Below are 20127 nucleotides of genomic sequence, written 5' to 3'. Positions count from 1 at the left end.
AAAGCAGCCTACTCTACGTATAACGATTACATAATTACTAAAAGAGTTTTATTGCTATGCATATCTTAATAACCGGCGCAACAGGCCTGATCGGTCGTCATTTGTGCCCTGAGCTAAACAAAGAACATCAATTGACAGTGCTCACCCGCAATCCTGCAAATGCGACAAAACTGTTAGGTGAGAACATTAATGCGACTGACTCCCTTGAAGAGGTTGATTTTAACAATCTCGATTGCGTTATCAATTTAGCCGGTGAACCCATAGTAAATAAACGCTGGAGTGAAAAACAAAAACAAATACTGCGAGACAGCCGTATTACGATCACTCAACAAATTAGCGCTGCAATTAACCAATGCGATACACCGCCGCATACTTACATATCAGGCAGTGCGGTCGGATTTTACGGTCGCCAATCAACCACCGTAATTGACGAAAGCTTTGTTGATGTGACCCCTGAATTTAGTCATCAGCTATGCCATGATTGGGAACAAGCCGCCCTGCAAGCAGAATCAATCAATACTCGAGTATGTTTATTACGTACAGGTATCGTTTTAGCTAACAATGGTGGTGCATTAGCCAAAATGTTACCGCCATTTAAATTAGCACTAGGTGGTCCTATTGCTGATGGCCAGCAAGGCATGTCATGGATACATATCGAGGATATGATTAATTTAATTATACAGATTATCAATAACGTGCAACTCAGTGGCGCAATTAATATGACCGCCCCAACACCTGTATCAAATAGCGAATTTAGTCAAAGCTTAGGTAAAGTATTAAATCGACCAGCAAAAATAACTATGCCTGCATGGGTTCTAAAATTAGTAATGGGTGAAATGGCAGATTTGCTGCTTTACGGACAATATGTACAACCAACTAAAGCTCTTGAAAGCAGCTATTGCTTTCGTTATAAGACATTAGATACTGCACTTACGAATTTATTAAAGTGAACGCAGTATTTATGCTAGATTACTATATGGCAATAGAACTAGTCAAAATGGGCTAGTTGGCCGGTATTTCTCATAATGTTTTCATTACTTAATGTTAAGGTCCACATTATGAGATACGATATTAAGCGAATTTACAGCATCTATCTAGAGCTCTATCGGAAGCTTCTAAAACGTTTATTTAGCTATAAGTATCTTTTTACATCTCGATTAGATGGTAGTTTAGCGTAAAATAACTAACGGCAATAGCGTGTTTTCTATCATTTTTAGGGTGTTACTGCCCAAAAAAGCATGTGCTATTTTTGAATGCGAAAAGGCCCCCATTACCAGCATTGCTATTTTATTTTTTAGTTTTATATGCCATTAAAGAACTAAAAATATTACCCTCTAAAATACTTGATTTGACTTCAAAACCACTTTCAATAAGCAACGCTTCGGTGCGTTTAAATTTTTCCAACAAATCATGTTTGCCATTTTCTACAGTCACCAAATGACACGTTAAATGATGCAACAAACCACCAGCAATAATCTGTTTAACCATTTTATCTGCTGTTTCTCGTCCATCATAAGCAAGCATAAAGTTGTTCGGCTCACTGAAGTGACGATTGGCAATTAAAATAGGTGTATGAACATGGCGAATAACCTGCTCAATATGCGACCCAATAGCTTTAAAATTCTGTTCGTGAGTTTTACCGCTTCGGCCAATAACAATCAGTCGCGCTGCATCTTCAAGGTCGCAAATTGCCTCAACAATACCGCTATGGCGCTGCTTACTTTCAATTGACTTACACCCTTGTTGGCTAGCAAATACACTCGCGTGATCTAACATTTCTTTGCCTATTTGCAATGCTAATTTACTGCGTTGCTCATCCAGTGTCGCCATCTCTGATAATAATGATGTAGTTGCACCAAAACCAATTATGCCACTTAAGTCGTCAATCACAGCAGCGTTTTGTTTTTCTATGGCATGCAAAAATAGCATCGATTTATTAAGTTTCTTGGCCGCCCAAATCCCCGCCTTACACACATCATCTGTGTAAACTGAGCCATCTATACAAGTAATAATTTTATTCATTGTGCTCTCCTTAATGGCCTGTCATGAGTTTTTCAACTTCTTCAGGGTCATTGTGAACGCCAAATTTGTCAACAATCGTTGCTGTCGCGTCGCTCATACCAATAATCTCGACCTCTGCACCTTCGCGTCTAAATTTAATCACAACTTTATCAAGCGACGACACTGCCGTAATATCCCAAAAATGCGAATGAGTTAAGTCAATCACTACTTTAGCAACGACCTCTTTAAAGTCAAACGACTCAATAAACTGCTCTGAGGATGCAAAAAACACCTGTCCAACAACCTGGTATACTCGTTCATCAGCCGATGATTGCGCTGGCTTTACAACCATAAAACGACCAATTTTATTGGCGAAGAATAGTGTCGCCAATAGCACACCGACCAATACTCCCATGGCCAAATTATGCGTTGCGACAACAACAACGACCGTAGCAACCATTACGATGCTACTTGATAATGGGTTTTTCTTTAAATCTCGCAGTGAATTCCAAGAAAAGGTGCCAATCGACACCATTATCATCACGGCAACCAGTGCCGCCATTGGAATTTGCTTTAGCCATTCATCTAAAAACACCACCATAAGTAGCAGAAAAGTACCCGCGGTAAAACTTGATAAGCGGCCACGTCCCCCTGATTTTACATTAATGATCGACTGGCCAATCATCGCGCAGCCGGCCATTCCTCCCATTAAACCTGAACCTATGTTCGCGATCCCTTGACCTTTACATTCACGATTTTTATCACTAGCGGTATCGGTTAAGTCGTCAACAATTGTCGCTGTCATCATCGACTCCAATAAACCAACGACAGCAAGGCCAAATGAATAAGGAAGAATTATTAGCAGTGTGTCGAGGTTAAAAGGCACATCAGGCCATAAAAATATTGGTAAGGTATCTGGTAACTGGCCCATATCGCCAACAGTTCGAATCTCAAGTCCTACCAACATTGCAACCAAAGTTAAAACCACGATACACACTAGTGGTGATGGAATTGTTCTGCCTATCACCGGTAAGTAAGGGAATAAATAAATGATCCCAAGACCCGCAGCCGTCATCGCATATACATGCCATGTTACATTCGTCAGCTCCGGCAGCTGTGCCATAAAAATAAGAATTGCCAACGCATTTACAAAGCCTGTAACCACGGAGCGAGACACAAAGCGCATTAAACTCCCCAGTTTTAAATAGCCTGCAATAATTTGTATCACACCGGTGAGTAATGTCGCCGCCAAAAGGTATTCTAAACCATGCTCTTTAACTAAGGTAACCATCAGTAAAGCCATAGCGCCAGTAGCGGCAGAAATCATCCCTGGTCGTCCACCCACTATCGAAATAACCACGGCAATACAAAATGAAGCATACAAACCGACTTTAGGATCCACGCCCGCTATAATAGAAAAAGCAATCGCTTCTGGTATGAGCGCAAGCGCCACCACAGTACCTGCTAGTAAGTCCCCTCGGATGTTAAAAAGCCAATCTCGTTTTATTTTTTCTAACATAAAAAACCTTGTCATGTAGTTAACATTAACGCCCATACAGCAGTCAATAAAACACCGACAATGCTTTTACTAAACGATGACAACCGCATTTTCATTAATGTTTTTTTATTTATTAAAACGGCACATAAGCGCCTACCAATGTTTGGTATATAGGTATCACGCAGCGGTGATTTAGAGGAGGAATAACTTAGGGCGGCGTTAAACGCAAAACATTGTTCCTTATGTAGAATGAATAAATTGTCGTCTTTATTCTTGCATCTAACGTATTTTTAAGCAAGCCAAGTAACTTTTGTGTAGGCGCTGACAGCTGCTGTCACTCCTTACCTTGCCAATAAAAACACATAAAAAAACATGCCATCATTTACCCGTTCCTTCTCAAACGGCTGCAACGATAAACATTGTAAATACATTTTAGTTATCGTCTTTTTAAGTTGTTAAATACATATATGCGACTAAACTTTAAGAATAATTACAAAAACTTATCAAATAAATGAAAAAGTACTTAGTCTTTCTATTGTTGTTTAGTGGATTCGCGAAAGCGACTATGACCCCTGTTTCTTACCAAGTCGGTGATCAAACAATCGTTGCTCCAGCAGTACGATATGAATATGGCTATGCTTACAATATTGAAGCAAAGAAACTTTTAAAACTAGTCACTTTAAATTGGCCCCCTTATATTGATGAATCACTTTGTAACAACGGTTGGCTATTTCAACTAACCGTTAAACTACTACTACAAAAAGGTTATGGAGTGCATATAGAGTTTCTCCCATGGGCCCGAGCACTAAGAGCGGCCGAATTAGGTCATGCAGATATTTTATTTCCTGAGTATTTTATTGATAATAATGTTATGTCAGAGAATAAGCCAAATAAAACGCGCAATGATTTAATGGCTTTATCCTCGGCTATTCCAGGTGGAAACTTGTCACTAGTCGCACTAAATGGCAGCCACTCAAACTATGACGGCAGTGTAGAGTCTATAAAAGATCAAATTATTGGTGTTGTCCGAGCATATAAAAACACCCCAGAACTCGATAAACTAATTGACTCAAAACAAATTAATACCATTGTTGCCAATAATGAGTTTCAGCAAATTCATTTACTTATGGGCCTACGGGTAGACCTAATTGTAGCTGATTTTGACGTGTTGATTGCCAGCATTGAAAAGTCTGCTGCCTCCGAAAAAGAAAAACAGCAAATGAAAACTGCTCTAATGGTATTGTCCCCACCTTTAGGTTACAAACCCCTCTATTACACAGTAAGTAAAGCAAACCCATATTGGCAGGAAATTTTAGCCGATCTCAATAACGAGATAAAAAAAATGAAAGAGCAAGGAGCACTTTCAAGCTATATTGAAGAAAAAAAACAATGTAGCAGCTAAAAATAAGGCGCTTAAATGTTAGCAAATAAACGCCTATATATTATTAAAACAACGACTCAAATGTCCCATCAGGAAATAATATACCAGGAACCCCTCTTACCGCTGTTACATCTGCGATTTGTGTATCGCCAAAATATAATCCACCACTGTAGTTTCGACCTTTTTGCTTAACATCTAACCAGCGACCTTGAGCACCGTGGATCACGGCATTAATATTATTGCCAACAGTACGTAAGTTAATTTCAAGTGCTCTATCCTTTAGCCGTAAGGCAATCTCTGCATTGCTAATATCAGCTAAACGATTCAAACGACCAACATAAGCAAACTGAAAATCCGGTGCGCCATTTAATGGCGTTATCAATTGCACAGCAAATGCAAGATTCTGTGTAGCTTCATTTATAAATGGCGTTGCTTCTATTGCTTGTAGGTTAAACTGTGTCGTTTGATTTTCACTAACAAGCTGACCTTTAAAGTCAAAGCCAGATACCACTGTCACAAGCTCTTCAAAAGGAGTAACGAAGCGATCAGCGTTTAGCTTTATATCACCGGTTAAGACGCCGCTATTGGCACTTTCTAATGAAACCTTTGTCTCTATATTCAGCTGCCCGAGTTGTTTCACTTTGATCATTTGAAAATGGATCGTCAGTTCCATCAAATGACAACACTAAATCACTCACATCGGCGTTTAGTTGAGCATCTTTGCCTATCACTTTCGCACTAATAATACCGGATACTTTATTACCCAGCAGTCCACTTACTTGCCATTGTGGAATATTTAAATCTAGCTGTACGTCATGCTCATCATACTGGCCACTAATAGCCCAAGAATAAGGGGATTGTTGGTAGTTTATTGTCAGTCCCTGTAAATTATAAACTCCTGCGTCGGTATTATTTAATGGCGAAAAGTTATAGAGCACGTCATAAAGCACATTCGCTAAAACGATAATAGTTTGTTGCGAGTCTTCGCCTAATATTATTTCAAATTCAGTTAGCTTTTGTTTGAGCTCATCACTATACGTTTGCTCTTGTAAGCGTGCCACACCTATTATATTACGCACATCTTCGAGTAACTCACGAGAGTGTAATTGCTCTTCATCTCGTTCTAGTGGCGAAATATTGCTAGCATTCCCAATCATAACTAGCTTTTGTTTGACCTCTCCAACGACGGATTGCAATAATTGATTACCATCTTCATTAAGTAAATTCTCTGACACATAGCGATCTGCAAAAGTACGATAAAGTGGCAAACTTGCTAACTGGGCCTGTTGTTCTACCACCGTATTATTGGCTGTATTTAAACTCGCCTCGATATCCGCAGCTCTTTTTAAGATCACACCAAAAGTCAGTGCATTAGTAAGCAACTCAGCTTCAAGGCTGTCATTCAACTGACTATGAGTGAGGTGATAAAAAGGTGTCGCACTCAAGCTTTGTGTGGTTATGCTTATGTCTAAGTTATTGTCGCTAATCACTGAGCTGATCGGCGATAAATAGACCTTATTTTCGCCCGGGGCTGCAAAAAAATCAGCACGGTAACTTAATGTCATATCCATCACTTCTTGATAATCAATGCGACGATTAGAATTCTGATCATTCGGGTTGTTTCTCACTGTGCGACCACAACCTGCAAAACTTGGACATGTTAACGTCGTTGCATTTGAGGTAAATTCAACATGATGAAAATTTAAAGTTGTGGTTGGTAAAGTCACATCATTAATATTTGCAACGTCAATATTTTCTATAGAGCCCGTGTTATCATTAATGAGTGTTAACGTACCCGCAGTGGATTGCCAAGGCGCAATATAAAAGCTTACCGAGGAGGACGTCAGCATGACAGGCAAAGTGTTTGTTGTGCCATTATCTGATGAGTCACCACAACCAACTAATGACATAAGTAAACTAACTGATATAAGTTTTTTAAACATCACAAGTCCTTAAAACGCTAACTTCAGAGTACCAATTTACATTGGCATAATACGCTTTATCAATATCGAGATTATCGGTCTGTATATTAAAACCAAAATAATCGTTCTCAATACCCAGCAAAAATGCTTCACTTTTTATTTCATAACCACCAATAACTGCCCAATGATCCCAAAAGTGCATGCGTGCTTTTAATTGAGAAAACGTATCTTGATCAAATTGTTTAACCATCAGCTCTGAAGAAAACAAATCATTAATACGATAATCCGCATAAACCTTAACGCGCACCGGCATATCAAATTTATGTGTAACTTCATTACCATACTCTGACGTTGCTAAGCGTATTGTAGGCTCAGTAGCAATATCGCCATCATCGTTTTCAGTAAACGGGAGCTCTGTTGTATAACCATTTGCAAAACCACTTTTTTATACTCGGTTTCATACAGTAAGTCTTGTGCGAGAAGGCCGATGGTTAAGTCTTGATTTATTTTCCAATTAACTGCTAAATCAACGCTGTACCCTAAGCCGGATGGGTTCTCATCAGGAGTAAATCGCTTAAATAAAATATCTTTCGAAAAATAAGAGTCAACTGTTAATGCGCCTTGGATCTCATCACTATAAACTGTACCTTCTACATTTATATCTTGAAAATGCGTACTAGCAAAAACCGTTAATTTAGGCGTTATTGTTAATGCGTCAGAGTCTAAAAATTTGAAATCATATGAAACAAACAATCCATTGGTGGTTGATTGCTTACCGTCTAGGTAATAAACATAATTTCTATCTTCAAAAGGAAGGTCATTTTTTTCGGTATGAAAGTAAACAGCAGTATCCGGATCAAAACTTAAAACATAATCAAAACGACTTTGATAACCGACTTTAAAATTTCCATAACCAACGCCAAACTCAAACACATTATAAGTAAATGCGCTATCACCTGATGTAAGTGGAGCATCAAAGTCGTCAATAAAGGCAGTGACAGGTTGTGCTTCTGTATACACTTCTGAATCGAATGTGGTAAAGACTTGAAACTGCTCTGCAGCGTAACTAATAGGGGTAATTAAAAAAGCGGAAAATCCTAACGTGAGAATTTTTTTCATACTTATTTCACTTGTTATTATTTAAGAGGGAGAACGACTCTCCCTCTTATTTTTACGTTACTTCGATGAATCTAAAAAACTAATATCAGTGTAATCGATAACTTCACCATCAATATACTCTACAGAAATACCATTTGTGATCTCTGTTACTGTACCAAACTTCATCATCGCACCTGCGAAGTTAGCATTTACGCTACCCATAAAGTCCTCCCCTCTTCTGCCATCAAAGATAGTGTATAGCCAATACTATTATGTAACTCGATATCAACGGCATAATTATCATTTTCATTTGCCCAATCAACAGATAACATCGCAGTGAAATCAATATCACCTGTAACACCTGTTGCGCTGATCATGCCAAGCTCTGTTACATCTGCGCCAGATATGCTTAATGTACCAATAAATCCTGAATCACCGTCAACTATTTCAACACGACTCCAGCCATCTACTGATAACACATTTCCATCAACAGCCGTATCGCTTGAAACTTCCTCTTCAAAGTTAATTACTAAACAAGAATCTGATAGATCTTTAGGAATAGTCCCACTGTTAGCGTCGATACAATTCTGTAAAGCCTCACCCATATCATCAAGTGTTTCAATACTAACTTTTGCACCATCAACTGTTTCAATCATACCGCCAAACGCAAATACAATTGCTTTATTATTGATAGAACCATTAACGTTGATCTTATTGCCATTTTCACTATTAACAAGATTTAGCTCTAATGCATCTTTATCAAAGCTATACGTCCAATTAGGATATCGTGTAGAAACAACACCAGTGGCTTCATCTCCTAAGTCCCAAGCTTCTGTTAGCACATCATAAATAACTTCGGCAGTATCAAATAATGCCCGACCGCCTGTTTTCGTTACCAAAGTTGCATTTCGAATACTCTCAGTGCCTGCTTTAACATCAACTAATACTGTAAATGTTGCAATTGCTGCTTGGGCATCAGATTCAAGTGAGGTTGCACTGCTCAAAGCAGTATCTGCTTCGTTGCTAACGCTTGTGGCTAATGTAGCACTGAGTTTAGCTTCTGCAGATAAATTTGTAGCAATCTCTTTATCACTCGCTTCAGCGGCAATATCCATTAATGCAGCAGCAGCAACCTCAGCTTGTACTGCCGCATTAGCGAGTTCGGCTGCTTTTGCACTAGTCGCTGTAGCCACGGTAATTGCAGCTTGAGCGGATGACAAAGCAAGTTCTGCATTAGCTTTGTTGTCAATCGCTGCAGCGGCAACTGCAATCATAGCTGTTGCTAAATCACTTTGCGCAATCATTGCCGCAGAATCAGCAGCATCTAGGTTATTGCTTGCGATAGTCACATTGCTTTTTGCAACGTCGATATCGATGCCTAATGCAGTCACAGCCTCATTAGAGCGAACCACCTCAGCATCAATCCCCGTAATTAAAGTTGAAACCGCTGCGAGTTGGGTTGCAACAGCGCTACTTAACGAGTTTGCTTTATCAACTAATTGTTGATATTGCTCACCTAAACTTGCGGCGGTTGTTGCAATCCCTTGTGTTGAAGCAAGTGCAGCAGAAAGCTCTACTTGTAACTGGCTATATTCCGCCTTGCTCCCTGATAACGTAAACACATCAGCACTGTAAGCCAAAACCTGCTCGGTTGTTTCTAAACCAGCATCACCCAACGTTTTAACTTTTGTCAATTCAGCAGTACCAACAGCGATTGAGTCGGTAGACGTAGTTAATGCAGCAGTTGTTGCAGTAACTTGTAATTCTAACTCAGCCGCTACTTTAGCTGTTAGATCATCACCAGCATCACAGTTATCTTCACAGCCAATTTTCTCTAATGCTTTTTTAACTTCTTTTGCGGTTTCTTTTAAATCTTTATCAAGCCCTTTATCTTTTGCTTTTGCTTGCACATCTTCAACAGCTTTGGTGGCTTTATTTTTGAGTTTTGCAATTTCATCAGGATCGGTAATACCTAAGTTTTCAGCAACTTTAGCAAATGCTTCATCAATACCTTCACCTGTAACTACTGCGGCAAAAATAAGGCTGGTATTCTCAACTGCTTTTTGTAACTCAGCTGCAATCTTCTGGACAATTTCATTGTCACTGTTGCTTACTTTGCCTTCTTTAACAGCTGCAGATAGACTTGCAATCAGGTCTTTTAATGAGCCATTGGCACCCGCCCCCGCGACAGACTGCAATGAAACGGCAGTTTGAACTAACGCCAAAGTACCTGCATCCAGTGAATCACCTTCGCCAATATCACTGAAATCAACCGCACCACCAAGAGAAATATCACCAAGTAAAGAAGCGGCTTTAATTGCTGTATCAGGCCCTAATACTTGAATTAATGTTTTTAAACTTGCCGCTGCAACTGCTTCATCTGAGACTGCTGAACCATCTTTAGCACCGTCTAACAACATTTTTGCTGCGATACTCGTATATAAAGTCACATTAGCAAAGTACTGCTGCACACCAGTACCATCACCCTCCGCGAAATTAATACCACGAGCACTTGCTGGTGCTGGTGAAGCTTTAATAAACTTAACAACTTGTAATTCAAGATCATCTTTGTACCATTCGCCAAAATCAATCGCGGCATCGCCATTATTGATCATCCCAGCGACTTCAGATGCTGCTGGGGTTTCATCATAGCTGCCACAACCGGTAAATGAATCACACTTGACCATGCTGTCATCTTCTTTCGACGTACTCACCGTAATATAAAGCGGACCCGAAAAGCCGTCTTCTAGATAAATATTATAGGCACCACTGGTTGACGTCATTGTCTCTGTTGGATTAGCTGCCGCAACCAATGCCAATGCTTTGGCATCAGCGTCTGCTTGTGAAGTTGTCGATTCTGCAGTATAGCTTGCATCAGATGCAGCCTCTAAACGATAAGCTACTGGGACAGATTCCCCCGCATCATCAACAGTAGATACTGTCACTTTGGCATTTTTTAACGCGCCTTTTACAGCTTTCCCCGATACTTGGGTATTAAAATTAGTGCTGACTTCGCCTTTGTATACTGTAACTGGTTCAGGCTTGTTATAGTTATTATCATTTTCTGAGCCACAACCGGTCAGGCCGAGAGTCAATGCAACCGAGGCTGCAATTGGGGTAAATTTAATTATTCTTTTCGCCATGAAAATCTCCTAGGGTGCTTGTTAGCAAATAGCATTACTGAAATCGTAGCCTATATTAATATCAACAGTCATTTAAGTTAAAATTATGTATAAAACCGTATCAAATTAACGTAATTAACCACATTATTATTACATGTTATCAACTTACCACCAATATATGACAATTTATAAAAAAATGTAATTTTAATTACACCTGTAAATATGCATCTAACTAGCACTGCCATTTTTAACACAAGTTAAAAGAAATAAAATAAAAAACATTTAAAAACAAAGAATTAAAAAAACACTGTTTTTTTTTGAAACTCATTGAGGGACTAACTTTAGGGGAAATATCAACCAAAGAATACAATTTGACGCAATGCTGTTTACATTTTTTCACATAAATATGGATGTAAAAGTGGCCTGACTGCCACTTTTAGTTTTATTTCACTAATTAATTGACCTCAGGTACTCGGACAACGCCTTCCATTAGCACACGAGCACTGCGACTCATACTGGCCTTGGTAACCTGCCACTTACCGTTTTGAAGTATCGCTTGCGCGCCTACAGTTAATGTACCTGACGGATGACCAAAGTTAACTTCGCTCAACTGACCGCCACCAGCTGCAAGATTAACGAGCGATCCTGCTATCGCAGCTGCGGTGCCGATTGCAACAGCGGCAGTACCCATCATGGCATGATGAAGTTTCCCCATCGACATGGCACGTACCAGTAGGTTGATATTATCACTGTGAATTTCTTTACCGCTTGAAGCTAGATATGTCATCGGTTTATTAATAAATGCCACTTTTGGTGTATGTTGACGCGCTGCCGCCTCACTAATATGAGCGATCAAGCCCATTTTAACTGCCCCATGCGCTCTAATAGACTCAAGCTTAGCTAATGCTTGTTCGTCATTATTTATATCATCTTGAAGTTCAGTGCCGGTATAGCCGATATCTGCTGCATTAACAAAAATAGTAGGGATACCCGCGTTGATCATAGTGGCTCTAAGTACACCAAACTCAGGGACTGCTAGTTCATCTACCACATTGCCTGTTGGAAATAGCGCACCATCGCCGTCCGCTGGATCAATGAACTCTAATTTCACCTCAGCGGCGGGAAATGTCACCCCGTCGAGTTCAAAGTCACCCGTTTCTTGTACTTCACCGTTGGTCATTGGCACATGCACTAAAATGCTTTTTTTAATATTAGCTTGCCAAACTCGCACTATAGCCACACCGTTTTCTGGAATACGGCTAGCATCAACAAGACCATTACTAATTGCAAATGCGCCAACTGCAGAAGTTAAATTGCCGCAGTTCCCGCTCCAATCAACAAACGCTTTATCAATAGCAACTTGGCCAAATAAGTAATCAACATCGTGATCAGCTTGCTCACTTTTACTTAAAATAACGGTTTTACTGGTACTAGAAGTAGCCCCCCCATACCATCGGTTTGTTTGCCATATGGATCTGGGCTACCAATCACTCGCAGCAATAAATTATCTCGCCCAGAACCTGCCACTTGTGCAGCCTCTGGTAAATCGCTGAGATTAAAGAATACCCCTTTACTAGTGCCACCGCGCATGTAGGTGGCAGGTACTTTAATTTGTGGTTTAAATGTCATGACTGTTTTCCTTATACACTTTGCGTGGCTTCTAAAAAGTCTTGAGCAAAGCGTTGTAATACGCCACCTGCAGCATAAATGGATAGTTCTTCTTGAGTATCAATACGGCACTTTGTTGGCACATTTAATACTTCACCATTAGTGCGGGTAATCGTTAAATTAACGCTCGCACCTGGTGTTAATTCACCAGTTACATCGTAACTTTCACTACCATCTAGCTTAAGCGTTTTACGGGTGGTGCCCGCTTTAAATTCCAGCGGTAATACACCCATACCAATTAAGTTAGTACGGTGTATACGCTCAAAACCTTCTGCAGCAATAACTTCAACGCCTGCTAAACGCACGCCTTTGGCTGCCCAATCACGAGAAGAACCTTGTCCATAGTCAGCTCCTGCAACAATAATTAATGGTTGTTTGCGCTGCATATAGGTTTCGATTGCTTCCCACATCCGAGTAACTGTGCCCTCAGGCTCAATACGGGCATATGAGCCTTGTTTCACTTCGCCATTTTCAATCACCATTTCATTAAGTAATTTAGGATTAGCAAAGGTTGCACGTTGCGCAGTTAAATGGTCGCCGCGGTGCGTTGCGTACGAGTTAAAGTCTTCTTCTGGCACACCCATATGCGTTAAGTACTCACCTGCTGCACTACTGGCCATAATTGCATTTGACGGTGATAAATGATCAGTTGTGATGTTATCGCCAAGTACCGCTAATGCGCGCATACCTTTCATGGTACGCTCACCAGCGAGTGCGCCTTCCCAATATGGCGGGCGGCGAATATAAGTACTTTGTGGGCGCCAATCGTAAAGTGGGTCGTTATCTTCACCGTAATCAACGGTTAAATTAAACATCGGCTCGTAAACCTTCTTATACTGCTCAGGTTTTACGCTTTGTTTAATCACTGCGTCAATCTCTTCATCTGATGGCCAAATATCTTTTAAGGTTACATCATTGCCCTGCTGGTCTTGTCCGAGTACGTCTTTTTCAATATCAAAACGAATAGTTCCTGCAATAGCATAGGCAACTACTAATGGCGGAGACGCTAAAAATGCTTGCTTAGCGTATGGGTGAATACGGCCATCAAAATTACGATTACCAGAGAGCACAGCCGTGGCGTATAGGTCGCGATCAATCACTTCTTGTTGAATAACGGGATCAAGCGCACCACTCATACCGTTGCACGTAGTGCACGCAAAGCCAACAATACCAAAACCAAGTTGCTCTAATTCTGACAGTAATTTTGCATCTTCAAGATACGATTGCACTGTTTTTGAACCCGGTGCTAATGAGGTTTTAACCCATGGCTTGCGAGTTAAGCCCTTCGCATTTGCATTACGCGCAATAAGACCAGCTGCTATGACGTTACGTGGATTACTGGTATTCGTACAACTAGTGATAGCAGCAATAATACAGGCACCGTCCGGCATTAAACCGTCTTCATTTTCAACAACCCCAGAGATCCCCTGCGCTGCCAAATCACTGGTTGAAACACGGCGATGCGGATTTGACGGTCCAGCAATATTGCGGCCAACGCTTGATAGATCAAATTTTAATACCCGATCGTACTGCGCTGTTTTTAGGCTGTCGCTCCACAGACCGGTAGTTTTTGCGTAATTTTCAACTAAGGCAATTTGCTCTTCTTCACGTCCTGTTAGGCGTAAGTAATCAATGGTCATCTGGTCGATATAAAACATCGCTGCGGTGGCACCAAATTCTGGTGTCATATTTGAGATAGTAGCGCGATCGCCTAATGTCAATGCATCTGCGCCTTCACCATAAAACTCTAAATAGCTTGATACGACACGCTGGCCACGTAAAAACTCAGTGATCGCAAGCACGATATCCGTTGCTGTAATACCCGGTTGACGTTTGCCACTGAGTTCAACACCAATAATATCAGGCAAACGCATATAAGAGGCGCGGCCAAGCATCACGCTTTCGGCTTCAAGGCCGCCAACACCTACTGCAATGACACCTAACGCATCAACATGCGGTGTGTGGCTATCAGTACCGACTAAGGTATCAGGAAAAGCAATCCCATCGCGGCTTTGGATCACCGGCGACATTTTCTCAAGGTTGATTTGATGCATAATGCCGTTACCAGGTGGGATCACATCAATATTTTTAAACGCAGTTTTGGTCCAATTAATAAAGTGGAAACGGTCATCGTTGCGTCTATCTTCAATAGCGCGGTTTTTTTCAAATGCATCAGGATCAAACCCTGCGTATTCAACGGCTAATGAGTGATCAACAATCAGCTGTGTTGGTACTACTGGGTTAACTTTAGCTGGATCGCCGCCTTTGGCTGCAATGGCATCACGCAAGCCAGCTAAATCAACCAGCGCTGTTTGTCCCAAAATATCGTGACAGACTACGCGCGCGGGATACCAAGGAAATCTAAATCTTGTTTGCGCTCGATAAGCTGCGACAGTGCTGCGGTTAGCATTTGCGGCTCACAGCGGCGTACTAAATTCTCTGCTAAAACACGTGATGTATAGGGTAAGGCTGCGTACGCACCAGCCTTAATTTCATCAATTGCAGCTTGGGTGTCAAAATAATCGACATTAGAGTTAGGTAAGGGTTTTCTGTATTTAGTATTGTTTATGATAGTCATTACAAGACTCGCTAATTTGGTGACGGTGGTCGCACACGTATAGCGTGTTTAAGGGATGTATGAAAAAAGAGGCCTTAAAAACTATGCGCTAGTGGCAATGTGCAAAAAATAAAAGGTGAGCGTATTTTCGCCCACCTTTAATAGTCTTAACGTGATTCGATTGGCGTATAACTACGCGCTTCTGGCCCAGTGTAATCTGCACTTGGGCGAATAATACGGTTATTAGCGCGTTGCTCTTTTACGTGTGCGGTCCAGCCTGTTACACGGCTCATAACAAAAATAGGGGTGAATAACTTAGTTGGAATGCCCATAAAGTGATACGCCGATGCATGGAAAAAGTCTGCGTTACAAAATAACTTCTTCTCACGCCACATAATTTCTTCACAGCGCACTGATACTGGATAAAGTACCTCGTCGCCTAGCTCTGCAGCGAGTTTTTCAGACCACTTTTTAATGATCACATTACGTGGATCTGATTCGCGATAGATTGCGTGACCAAAGCCCATAATTTTATCTTTACGCTCCAGCATGCCCATGATTTCTTGCTCTGCATGGTCTGCATCTTTAAAGCCTTCAATCATATCCATTGCCGCTTCATTCGCGCCGCCATGTAATGGGCCACGTAACGTACCAATTGCACCTGTTACACAAGAGTGAATGTCAGATAATGTCGATGCACAAACGCGACCAGTAAAGGTTGAGGCATTAAATTCATGCTCTGCATATAAAATCAGCGATACATTCATCACTTGAGCAAATAACTCTGATGGCGCTTTATCATGTAGTAGCGTTAAAAAATGCGCGCCAACTGAGTCATCATCAGTTTGTGTTTCAATGCGCACACCGTCGTGAGTAAAACGATACCAGTAACAAATAATGCTTGGGAATACCGCAACCATACGGTCAATGGCATCATTAGCCTGACTAAAGTCATGCTCCATTTCAAGGTTACCTAGCATAGAGCAACCTGTACGCATGACATCCATTGGGTGCGCGTCTTTTGGAATGTTTTCAAGTACAGTTTTCAGTGCCGGTGGTAAACCACGTAAACTTTTTAGTTTAGCTTTGTATTCGCTAAGCTCTGCAGAGGTCGGTAATTCACCGCGCGAAAGTAGGAAAGATACTTCTTCAAACTGCGCTTTTTCAGCAAGCTCTGCAATGTCGTAACCACAATACGTTAAGCCTGAACCGGTTTGCCCTACTGTACAAAGTGCTGTTTGGCCTGCTACTTGTCCGCGAAGTCCTGCGCCGCCTAATGCTTTATCTACCATGATGTGTCTCCTGTTGAATTTATTATTATTTATCAGATTTTGCTGAAAAAAGGTTATCGAGTGTATTTTCATACGAGTGATAATCTAAAAAGTCATAAAGCTCAGCACGTGTTTGCATATTTTCAATTTGGCTCTGTTGAGAGCCTTCATTTAAAATTGCTGAATAGACGTTAAGTGCCGCTTTATTCATTGCTCTGAACGCGCTGAGTGGGTAAAGCACCATTTCTACGCCTACATCACTTAGTTGCTCTTTAGTATAAATTGGCGTTTGGCCAAACTCAGTAATGTTGGCCAAAATAGGCACATTAATCGCTTTGGTAAAGGCTTGATAGTCGGCAAGATCGTGTACGGCTTCTGCAAAAATCGCATCGGCGCCAGCTTCAACACAGGCTGCTGCACGTTCAATCGCGGCATTTAAGCCTTCTTTTTGAAACGCATCAGTACGCGCCATAATGTAAAAGTCACTGTCAGTTTTAGCATCAACAGCCGCTTTAATACGGTCAACCATCTCGCTTTGCGAGACAATTTCTTTGTTCGGGCGATGGCCGCACCGCTTTTGCGCTACTTGATCTTCAATATGAAACCCCGCCGCGCCGGCTTTGGTCATCTCTTTGACTGTGCGAGCAATATTAAATGCTCCACCCCAACCAGTATCGGCATCAACAAGTAATGGTAAATCGCTGGCACCTGTGATGCGGCGAATATCTTCCAAAACATTATCAAGACTGGTCATCCCCAAATCAGGCATACCAAATGAAGCATTCGCGACACCTGCACCTGAAAGGTAAATTGCTTGATGACCCATTTTTTCAGCCATCATCGCCGTGTAAGCGTTGATTGTGCCGACGACTTGTAATGGATGATTATTGGCAATCGCCTGTTTAAATTTTAATCCTGCTGACATTACATTCTCCTAACTTTGAACGGGGTTGCTTTATGACAACTTATATTTTTTAATGGTTTAATATGACGTTTTTACTGCTCCGCGCGCTCATTTTGCGCGGCATGTAAATTAAACTTCGTTTGTATATTGGCTTGCGATGCACTGATATGGCGCTTCATCAATAACTCAGCTAATTCCCCATCATGGTTTTCAATCGCATTAATAATGGCTAAGTGCTCATCAAACGCTTTTTGATACGCGAGGCCCAACCATGCCCATTTGCACACGATACATACGAATTAACTGATAAAGTCCGTTACTCAATAAGTGAATAAGGTGGTCGTTTTTACTGCCTTTAATAATGCGATAATGAAAATCCAGATCGCCGGCTTCTTGATAGTAAGACTCACCCTCTTTTACACGTTGTGTTTTCAGATGCTGATTAAGTAATTGCTTTAAACTTTGCACTTCATCCGGTGCCATATTGTCGGCAGCTAAACGACACGCTAAACCTTCAAGCGCACTGCGAACTTGATATACTTCTATTAAACGTTCAGCTGTAAGTGCCACAACACGACAACCCACATTCGCTTTACGCTCAACTAAATAACAACTTTCAAGGCGGTTAAGCGCTTCACGAAGCGTTGCACGGCTTACACCATAACGCTTTGCCAGTTCTGGCTCGGATATCTTGCTACCTTGAACAATACTGCCTTCGACAATTTCTCGACGCATATCCACAAATACCTGATCTGAGGCGGTAGTAATAGGTGTTTCACTAAAAGCATCTTGCGTCATTGTTCACCTTCTAAGATTGTCGACAATTTACGGATACACTATGGTCTTTAGCTGTAAATGTGTCAACCCTAAATCAGTAAAAACTGCGTTTAAAAACGGCTATTGTCGACATAAGTATAATAAATAATGTTTAAAAACACTTAAAACACACATTTATGCACCAAGTGTCGACAGGTTTGTATACTTTAAAAGATTATTTAAGGCACTGCTCTGAGCCACTAATAATGCTAGAATACAACTTTAAAATTCTCTGTGAGCACTGCCTTGGACGCCAATACCTATATTCCCCAGCATTTTATAGATGACGTAAAGACCTATTTACCAGCACACCTAACATTGGATGACTTTCTCAATGCCTGTCGCAGACCGCTTCGTAAATCTGTACGTGTCAATACGCTTAAAATGTCGGTTGAGGATTTTCAGCAGTATGCCCTTGATAGAGGCTGGACATTAAGCCCAATCCCATGGTGTAGCGAAGGTTTTTGGTTAGAGCGCAGTGAACATGAAGAGCAAGCTCTGGCACTGGGTAACACGGATCTACATTTAAGTGGCGCTATGTATGTACAAGAAGCCAGTTCGATGCTGCCACCAATAGCACTTAAAGACGCATTAACTGATGCAACTCATGTGCTCGACATGGCATCCGCTCCTGGCTCTAAAACTTCTCAATTAGCAGCATTAATGAATAATCACGGGGTATTGGTTGCCAATGAACTGTCGTCATCTCGTTTAAAAGTACTCAGCGCAACCTTAAAGCGTATGGGAGTTGGCAATTGTGCATTGTCGCATTTTGATGGGGCTATTTTTGGCGATTATATGTATGAATGCTTTGACAGTATTTTACTCGATGCCCCATGCTCTGGCGAAGGTACGGTTCGAAAAGATGCTGATGCCTTAAAGAATTGGTCAATTGAGTCAAACATTGATATTGCCAAAGTGCAAAAAAACTTAATAAAAAGCGCTTTCTATGCATTAAAACCAGGCGGTACATTAGTCTATTCAACCTGTACTTTAACCCCGCTCGAAAATCAGCAAGTGTGCGAATATCTTCTCACTGAGTTTGCAGAGCATCTTGAAATACAACCATTAGATCATTTGTTTGCAGGTGCGGAGCGAGCCACAACCAGCGAAGGCTATTTGCATGTCTGGCCGCAAACATTCGACAGCGAAGGCTTTTTTATTGCTAAGTTTAAAAAGCTTGCTAGCTGCGATAATCCAAATCAAAAAGTAAAAAAAGGTGCATTCCCTTTTCAGCCGTTTGACAAAAAATCCAGCCAAGCATTTTACACTGAGCTAAAAAAACAATTTGACCTGACATCACTCAGCGGCTCACTAATGCAGCGCGATAAAGAACTGTGGCTATTCCCTGAGCAGTTTGCCGCCATTGAAAACAAAATAAAATACGCGCGACTTGGTATCCACCTCGGCATGATCCACAAAAATGGGGTGCGTCTTAACCACGAATTTGCCACCGTATTTGGTGGCCAATGTAAGGCTAATGTAATTGCACTAAGTAACGAGCAGGCCAATGACTACTTTCAAGGTAAAGATATTCGTTTAAGCGAACCTAGCAACGCACTTGGCGAAGTGGTTTTAACCCTTTGTGGCTGTCCGATAGGGCTTGGAAAATGGCAAAAAAATAAAATTAAAAACTCCTTACCTCGAGATTTAGTACAAAACACTCAACTGATCAGCTGGTGATAATAATAAGGTGTGGATAAGTTGGCAACAACCAATGTATAAAATTTAAGCTTTGCGCTTCGTTTTAAGACAAACAGTTGTTTTATAAGCAGTATAAAAAATCATCATTTATTGGGTTTTTTTACATATGTTAACTACACTTAATATTACTTTCTACTTCTCCCTTAATGAACTTAGAAGGTGTTTTTAAAGTTAGCGCAGGCTCA

The 20127-nt window shown here is 41.0% G+C and carries 13 protein-coding genes and 3 pseudogenes; 3 read left to right on the top strand and 13 right to left on the bottom strand.

Annotation, left to right across the window (positions count from 1 at the left end; translation table 11 throughout):
- The first annotated feature begins 56 nt into the window (after positions 1 to 56).
- Positions 57 to 950: a TIGR01777 family oxidoreductase gene (locus P4S61_RS16635; RefSeq protein WP_182731441.1), complete on the top strand. Its 894-nt coding sequence runs from the start codon at positions 57 to 59 to the stop codon at positions 948 to 950.
- A gap of 337 nt (positions 951 to 1287) precedes the next feature.
- On the opposite strand, the gene P4S61_RS16630 is transcribed toward P4S61_RS16635, so the two are convergent.
- Complete coding sequence (locus tag P4S61_RS16630; protein WP_337118689.1) at positions 1288 to 2022, bottom strand: universal stress protein; 735 nt, start codon at positions 2020 to 2022, stop codon at positions 1288 to 1290.
- Positions 2023 to 2032: 10 nt separating this feature from the next.
- Positions 2033 to 3520 carry a SulP family inorganic anion transporter gene (locus tag P4S61_RS16625; protein ID WP_182734848.1) on the bottom strand — a complete coding sequence of 496 codons (1488 nt, stop codon included), beginning with the start codon at positions 3518 to 3520 and terminating at the stop codon, positions 2033 to 2035.
- A 544-nt stretch (positions 3521 to 4064) separates the two neighbouring features.
- Between P4S61_RS16625 and P4S61_RS16620 the strand changes: the two genes are divergently transcribed.
- Positions 4065 to 4901: a substrate-binding periplasmic protein gene (locus P4S61_RS16620; RefSeq protein WP_259397135.1), complete on the top strand. Its 837-nt coding sequence runs from the start codon at positions 4065 to 4067 to the stop codon at positions 4899 to 4901.
- A 43-nt stretch (positions 4902 to 4944) separates the two neighbouring features.
- On the opposite strand, the gene P4S61_RS16615 is transcribed toward P4S61_RS16620, so the two are convergent.
- From P4S61_RS16615 to P4S61_RS16565, 11 genes and pseudogenes are all read right to left on the bottom strand, one after another.
- Positions 4945 to 5520, bottom strand: coding sequence for a hypothetical protein (locus tag P4S61_RS16615; protein ID WP_337118688.1), 576 nt, complete (start codon positions 5518 to 5520; stop codon positions 4945 to 4947).
- A complete protein-coding gene (locus P4S61_RS16610) occupies positions 5462 to 6823 on the bottom strand; it encodes a hypothetical protein (protein WP_337118687.1) in 1362 nt (453 codons plus the stop codon). Before P4S61_RS16610 ends, P4S61_RS16615 begins: the two co-directional genes overlap by 59 nt.
- A complete protein-coding gene (locus P4S61_RS16605) occupies positions 6816 to 7115 on the bottom strand; it encodes a hypothetical protein (protein ID WP_337118685.1) in 300 nt (99 codons plus the stop codon). The genes P4S61_RS16610 and P4S61_RS16605 overlap by 8 nt, the downstream gene beginning before the upstream one ends.
- Positions 7116 to 7156: 41 nt before the next feature.
- The gene (locus tag P4S61_RS16600; protein ID WP_337118684.1) at positions 7157 to 7921 is read right to left on the bottom strand and encodes a hypothetical protein; all 765 of its coding nucleotides are present in this window, start codon (positions 7919 to 7921) and stop codon (positions 7157 to 7159) included.
- 57 nt (positions 7922 to 7978) lie between these two features.
- Positions 7979 to 8122 carry a hypothetical protein gene (locus P4S61_RS16595; protein ID WP_337118683.1) on the bottom strand — a complete coding sequence of 48 codons (144 nt, stop codon included), beginning with the start codon at positions 8120 to 8122 and terminating at the stop codon, positions 7979 to 7981.
- On the bottom strand, positions 8110 to 11043 hold the full coding sequence (locus tag P4S61_RS16590; RefSeq protein WP_337118682.1) for a hypothetical protein: 2934 nt from the start codon (positions 11041 to 11043) through the stop codon (positions 8110 to 8112). The genes P4S61_RS16595 and P4S61_RS16590 overlap by 13 nt, the downstream gene beginning before the upstream one ends.
- A gap of 433 nt (positions 11044 to 11476) precedes the next feature.
- Positions 11477 to 12651 (bottom strand): annotated as a pseudogene (gene prpF / locus P4S61_RS16585) (2-methylaconitate cis-trans isomerase PrpF).
- An 11-nt stretch (positions 12652 to 12662) separates the two neighbouring features.
- Positions 12663 to 15268 (bottom strand): annotated as a pseudogene (gene acnD, locus P4S61_RS16580) (Fe/S-dependent 2-methylisocitrate dehydratase AcnD).
- Positions 15269 to 15414: 146 nt separating this feature from the next.
- Entirely contained in the window at positions 15415 to 16539 is a 1125-nt protein-coding gene (prpC, locus tag P4S61_RS16575) for a bifunctional 2-methylcitrate synthase/citrate synthase (RefSeq protein ID WP_145233600.1), read from the bottom strand.
- A 25-nt stretch (positions 16540 to 16564) separates the two neighbouring features.
- On the bottom strand, positions 16565 to 17443 hold the full coding sequence (gene prpB, locus P4S61_RS16570; RefSeq protein ID WP_145233598.1) for a methylisocitrate lyase: 879 nt from the start codon (positions 17441 to 17443) through the stop codon (positions 16565 to 16567).
- Between the two features lie 71 nt (positions 17444 to 17514).
- A pseudogene (locus P4S61_RS16565) lies at positions 17515 to 18220 on the bottom strand (GntR family transcriptional regulator).
- A 264-nt stretch (positions 18221 to 18484) separates the two neighbouring features.
- Here P4S61_RS16565 and rsmF point away from each other — a divergent pair.
- The gene (gene rsmF / locus P4S61_RS16560; protein ID WP_145234083.1) at positions 18485 to 19921 is read left to right on the top strand and encodes a 16S rRNA (cytosine(1407)-C(5))-methyltransferase RsmF; all 1437 of its coding nucleotides are present in this window, start codon (positions 18485 to 18487) and stop codon (positions 19919 to 19921) included.
- The last annotated feature ends 206 nt before the right edge of the window (positions 19922 to 20127 follow it).

Source organism: Pseudoalteromonas sp. B160, from assembly GCF_037162485.1.
In the GTDB taxonomy this organism is placed as follows: Bacteria; Pseudomonadota; Gammaproteobacteria; order Enterobacterales; family Alteromonadaceae; genus Pseudoalteromonas; species Pseudoalteromonas rhizosphaerae.
This window is presented reverse-complemented; position numbering and strand designations above follow the sequence as displayed.

Coding starts and splice junctions, on each gene's coding strand:
- P4S61_RS16605 (WP_337118685.1), bottom strand. CDS start 7,115: ATGCCGGTGCGCGTTAAGGTTTATGCGGATTATCGTATTAATGATTTG.
- P4S61_RS16630 (WP_337118689.1), bottom strand. CDS start 2,022: ATGAATAAAATTATTACTTGTATAGATGGCTCAGTTTACACAGATGAT.
- P4S61_RS16600 (WP_337118684.1), bottom strand. CDS start 7,921: ATGAAAAAAATTCTCACGTTAGGATTTTCCGCTTTTTTAATTACCCCT.
- prpB (WP_145233598.1), bottom strand. CDS start 17,443: ATGTCAGCAGGATTAAAATTTAAACAGGCGATTGCCAATAATCATCCA.
- P4S61_RS16590 (WP_337118682.1), bottom strand. CDS start 11,043: ATGGCGAAAAGAATAATTAAATTTACCCCAATTGCAGCCTCGGTTGCA.
- P4S61_RS16620 (WP_259397135.1), top strand. CDS start 4,065: ATGACCCCTGTTTCTTACCAAGTCGGTGATCAAACAATCGTTGCTCCA.
- P4S61_RS16635 (WP_182731441.1), top strand. CDS start 57: ATGCATATCTTAATAACCGGCGCAACAGGCCTGATCGGTCGTCATTTG.
- P4S61_RS16595 (WP_337118683.1), bottom strand. CDS start 8,122: ATGGGTAGCGTAAATGCTAACTTCGCAGGTGCGATGATGAAGTTTGGT.
- P4S61_RS16610 (WP_337118687.1), bottom strand. CDS start 6,823: ATGTTTAAAAAACTTATATCAGTTAGTTTACTTATGTCATTAGTTGGT.
- P4S61_RS16625 (WP_182734848.1), bottom strand. CDS start 3,520: ATGTTAGAAAAAATAAAACGAGATTGGCTTTTTAACATCCGAGGGGAC.
- prpC (WP_145233600.1), bottom strand. CDS start 16,539: ATGGTAGATAAAGCATTAGGCGGCGCAGGACTTCGCGGACAAGTAGCA.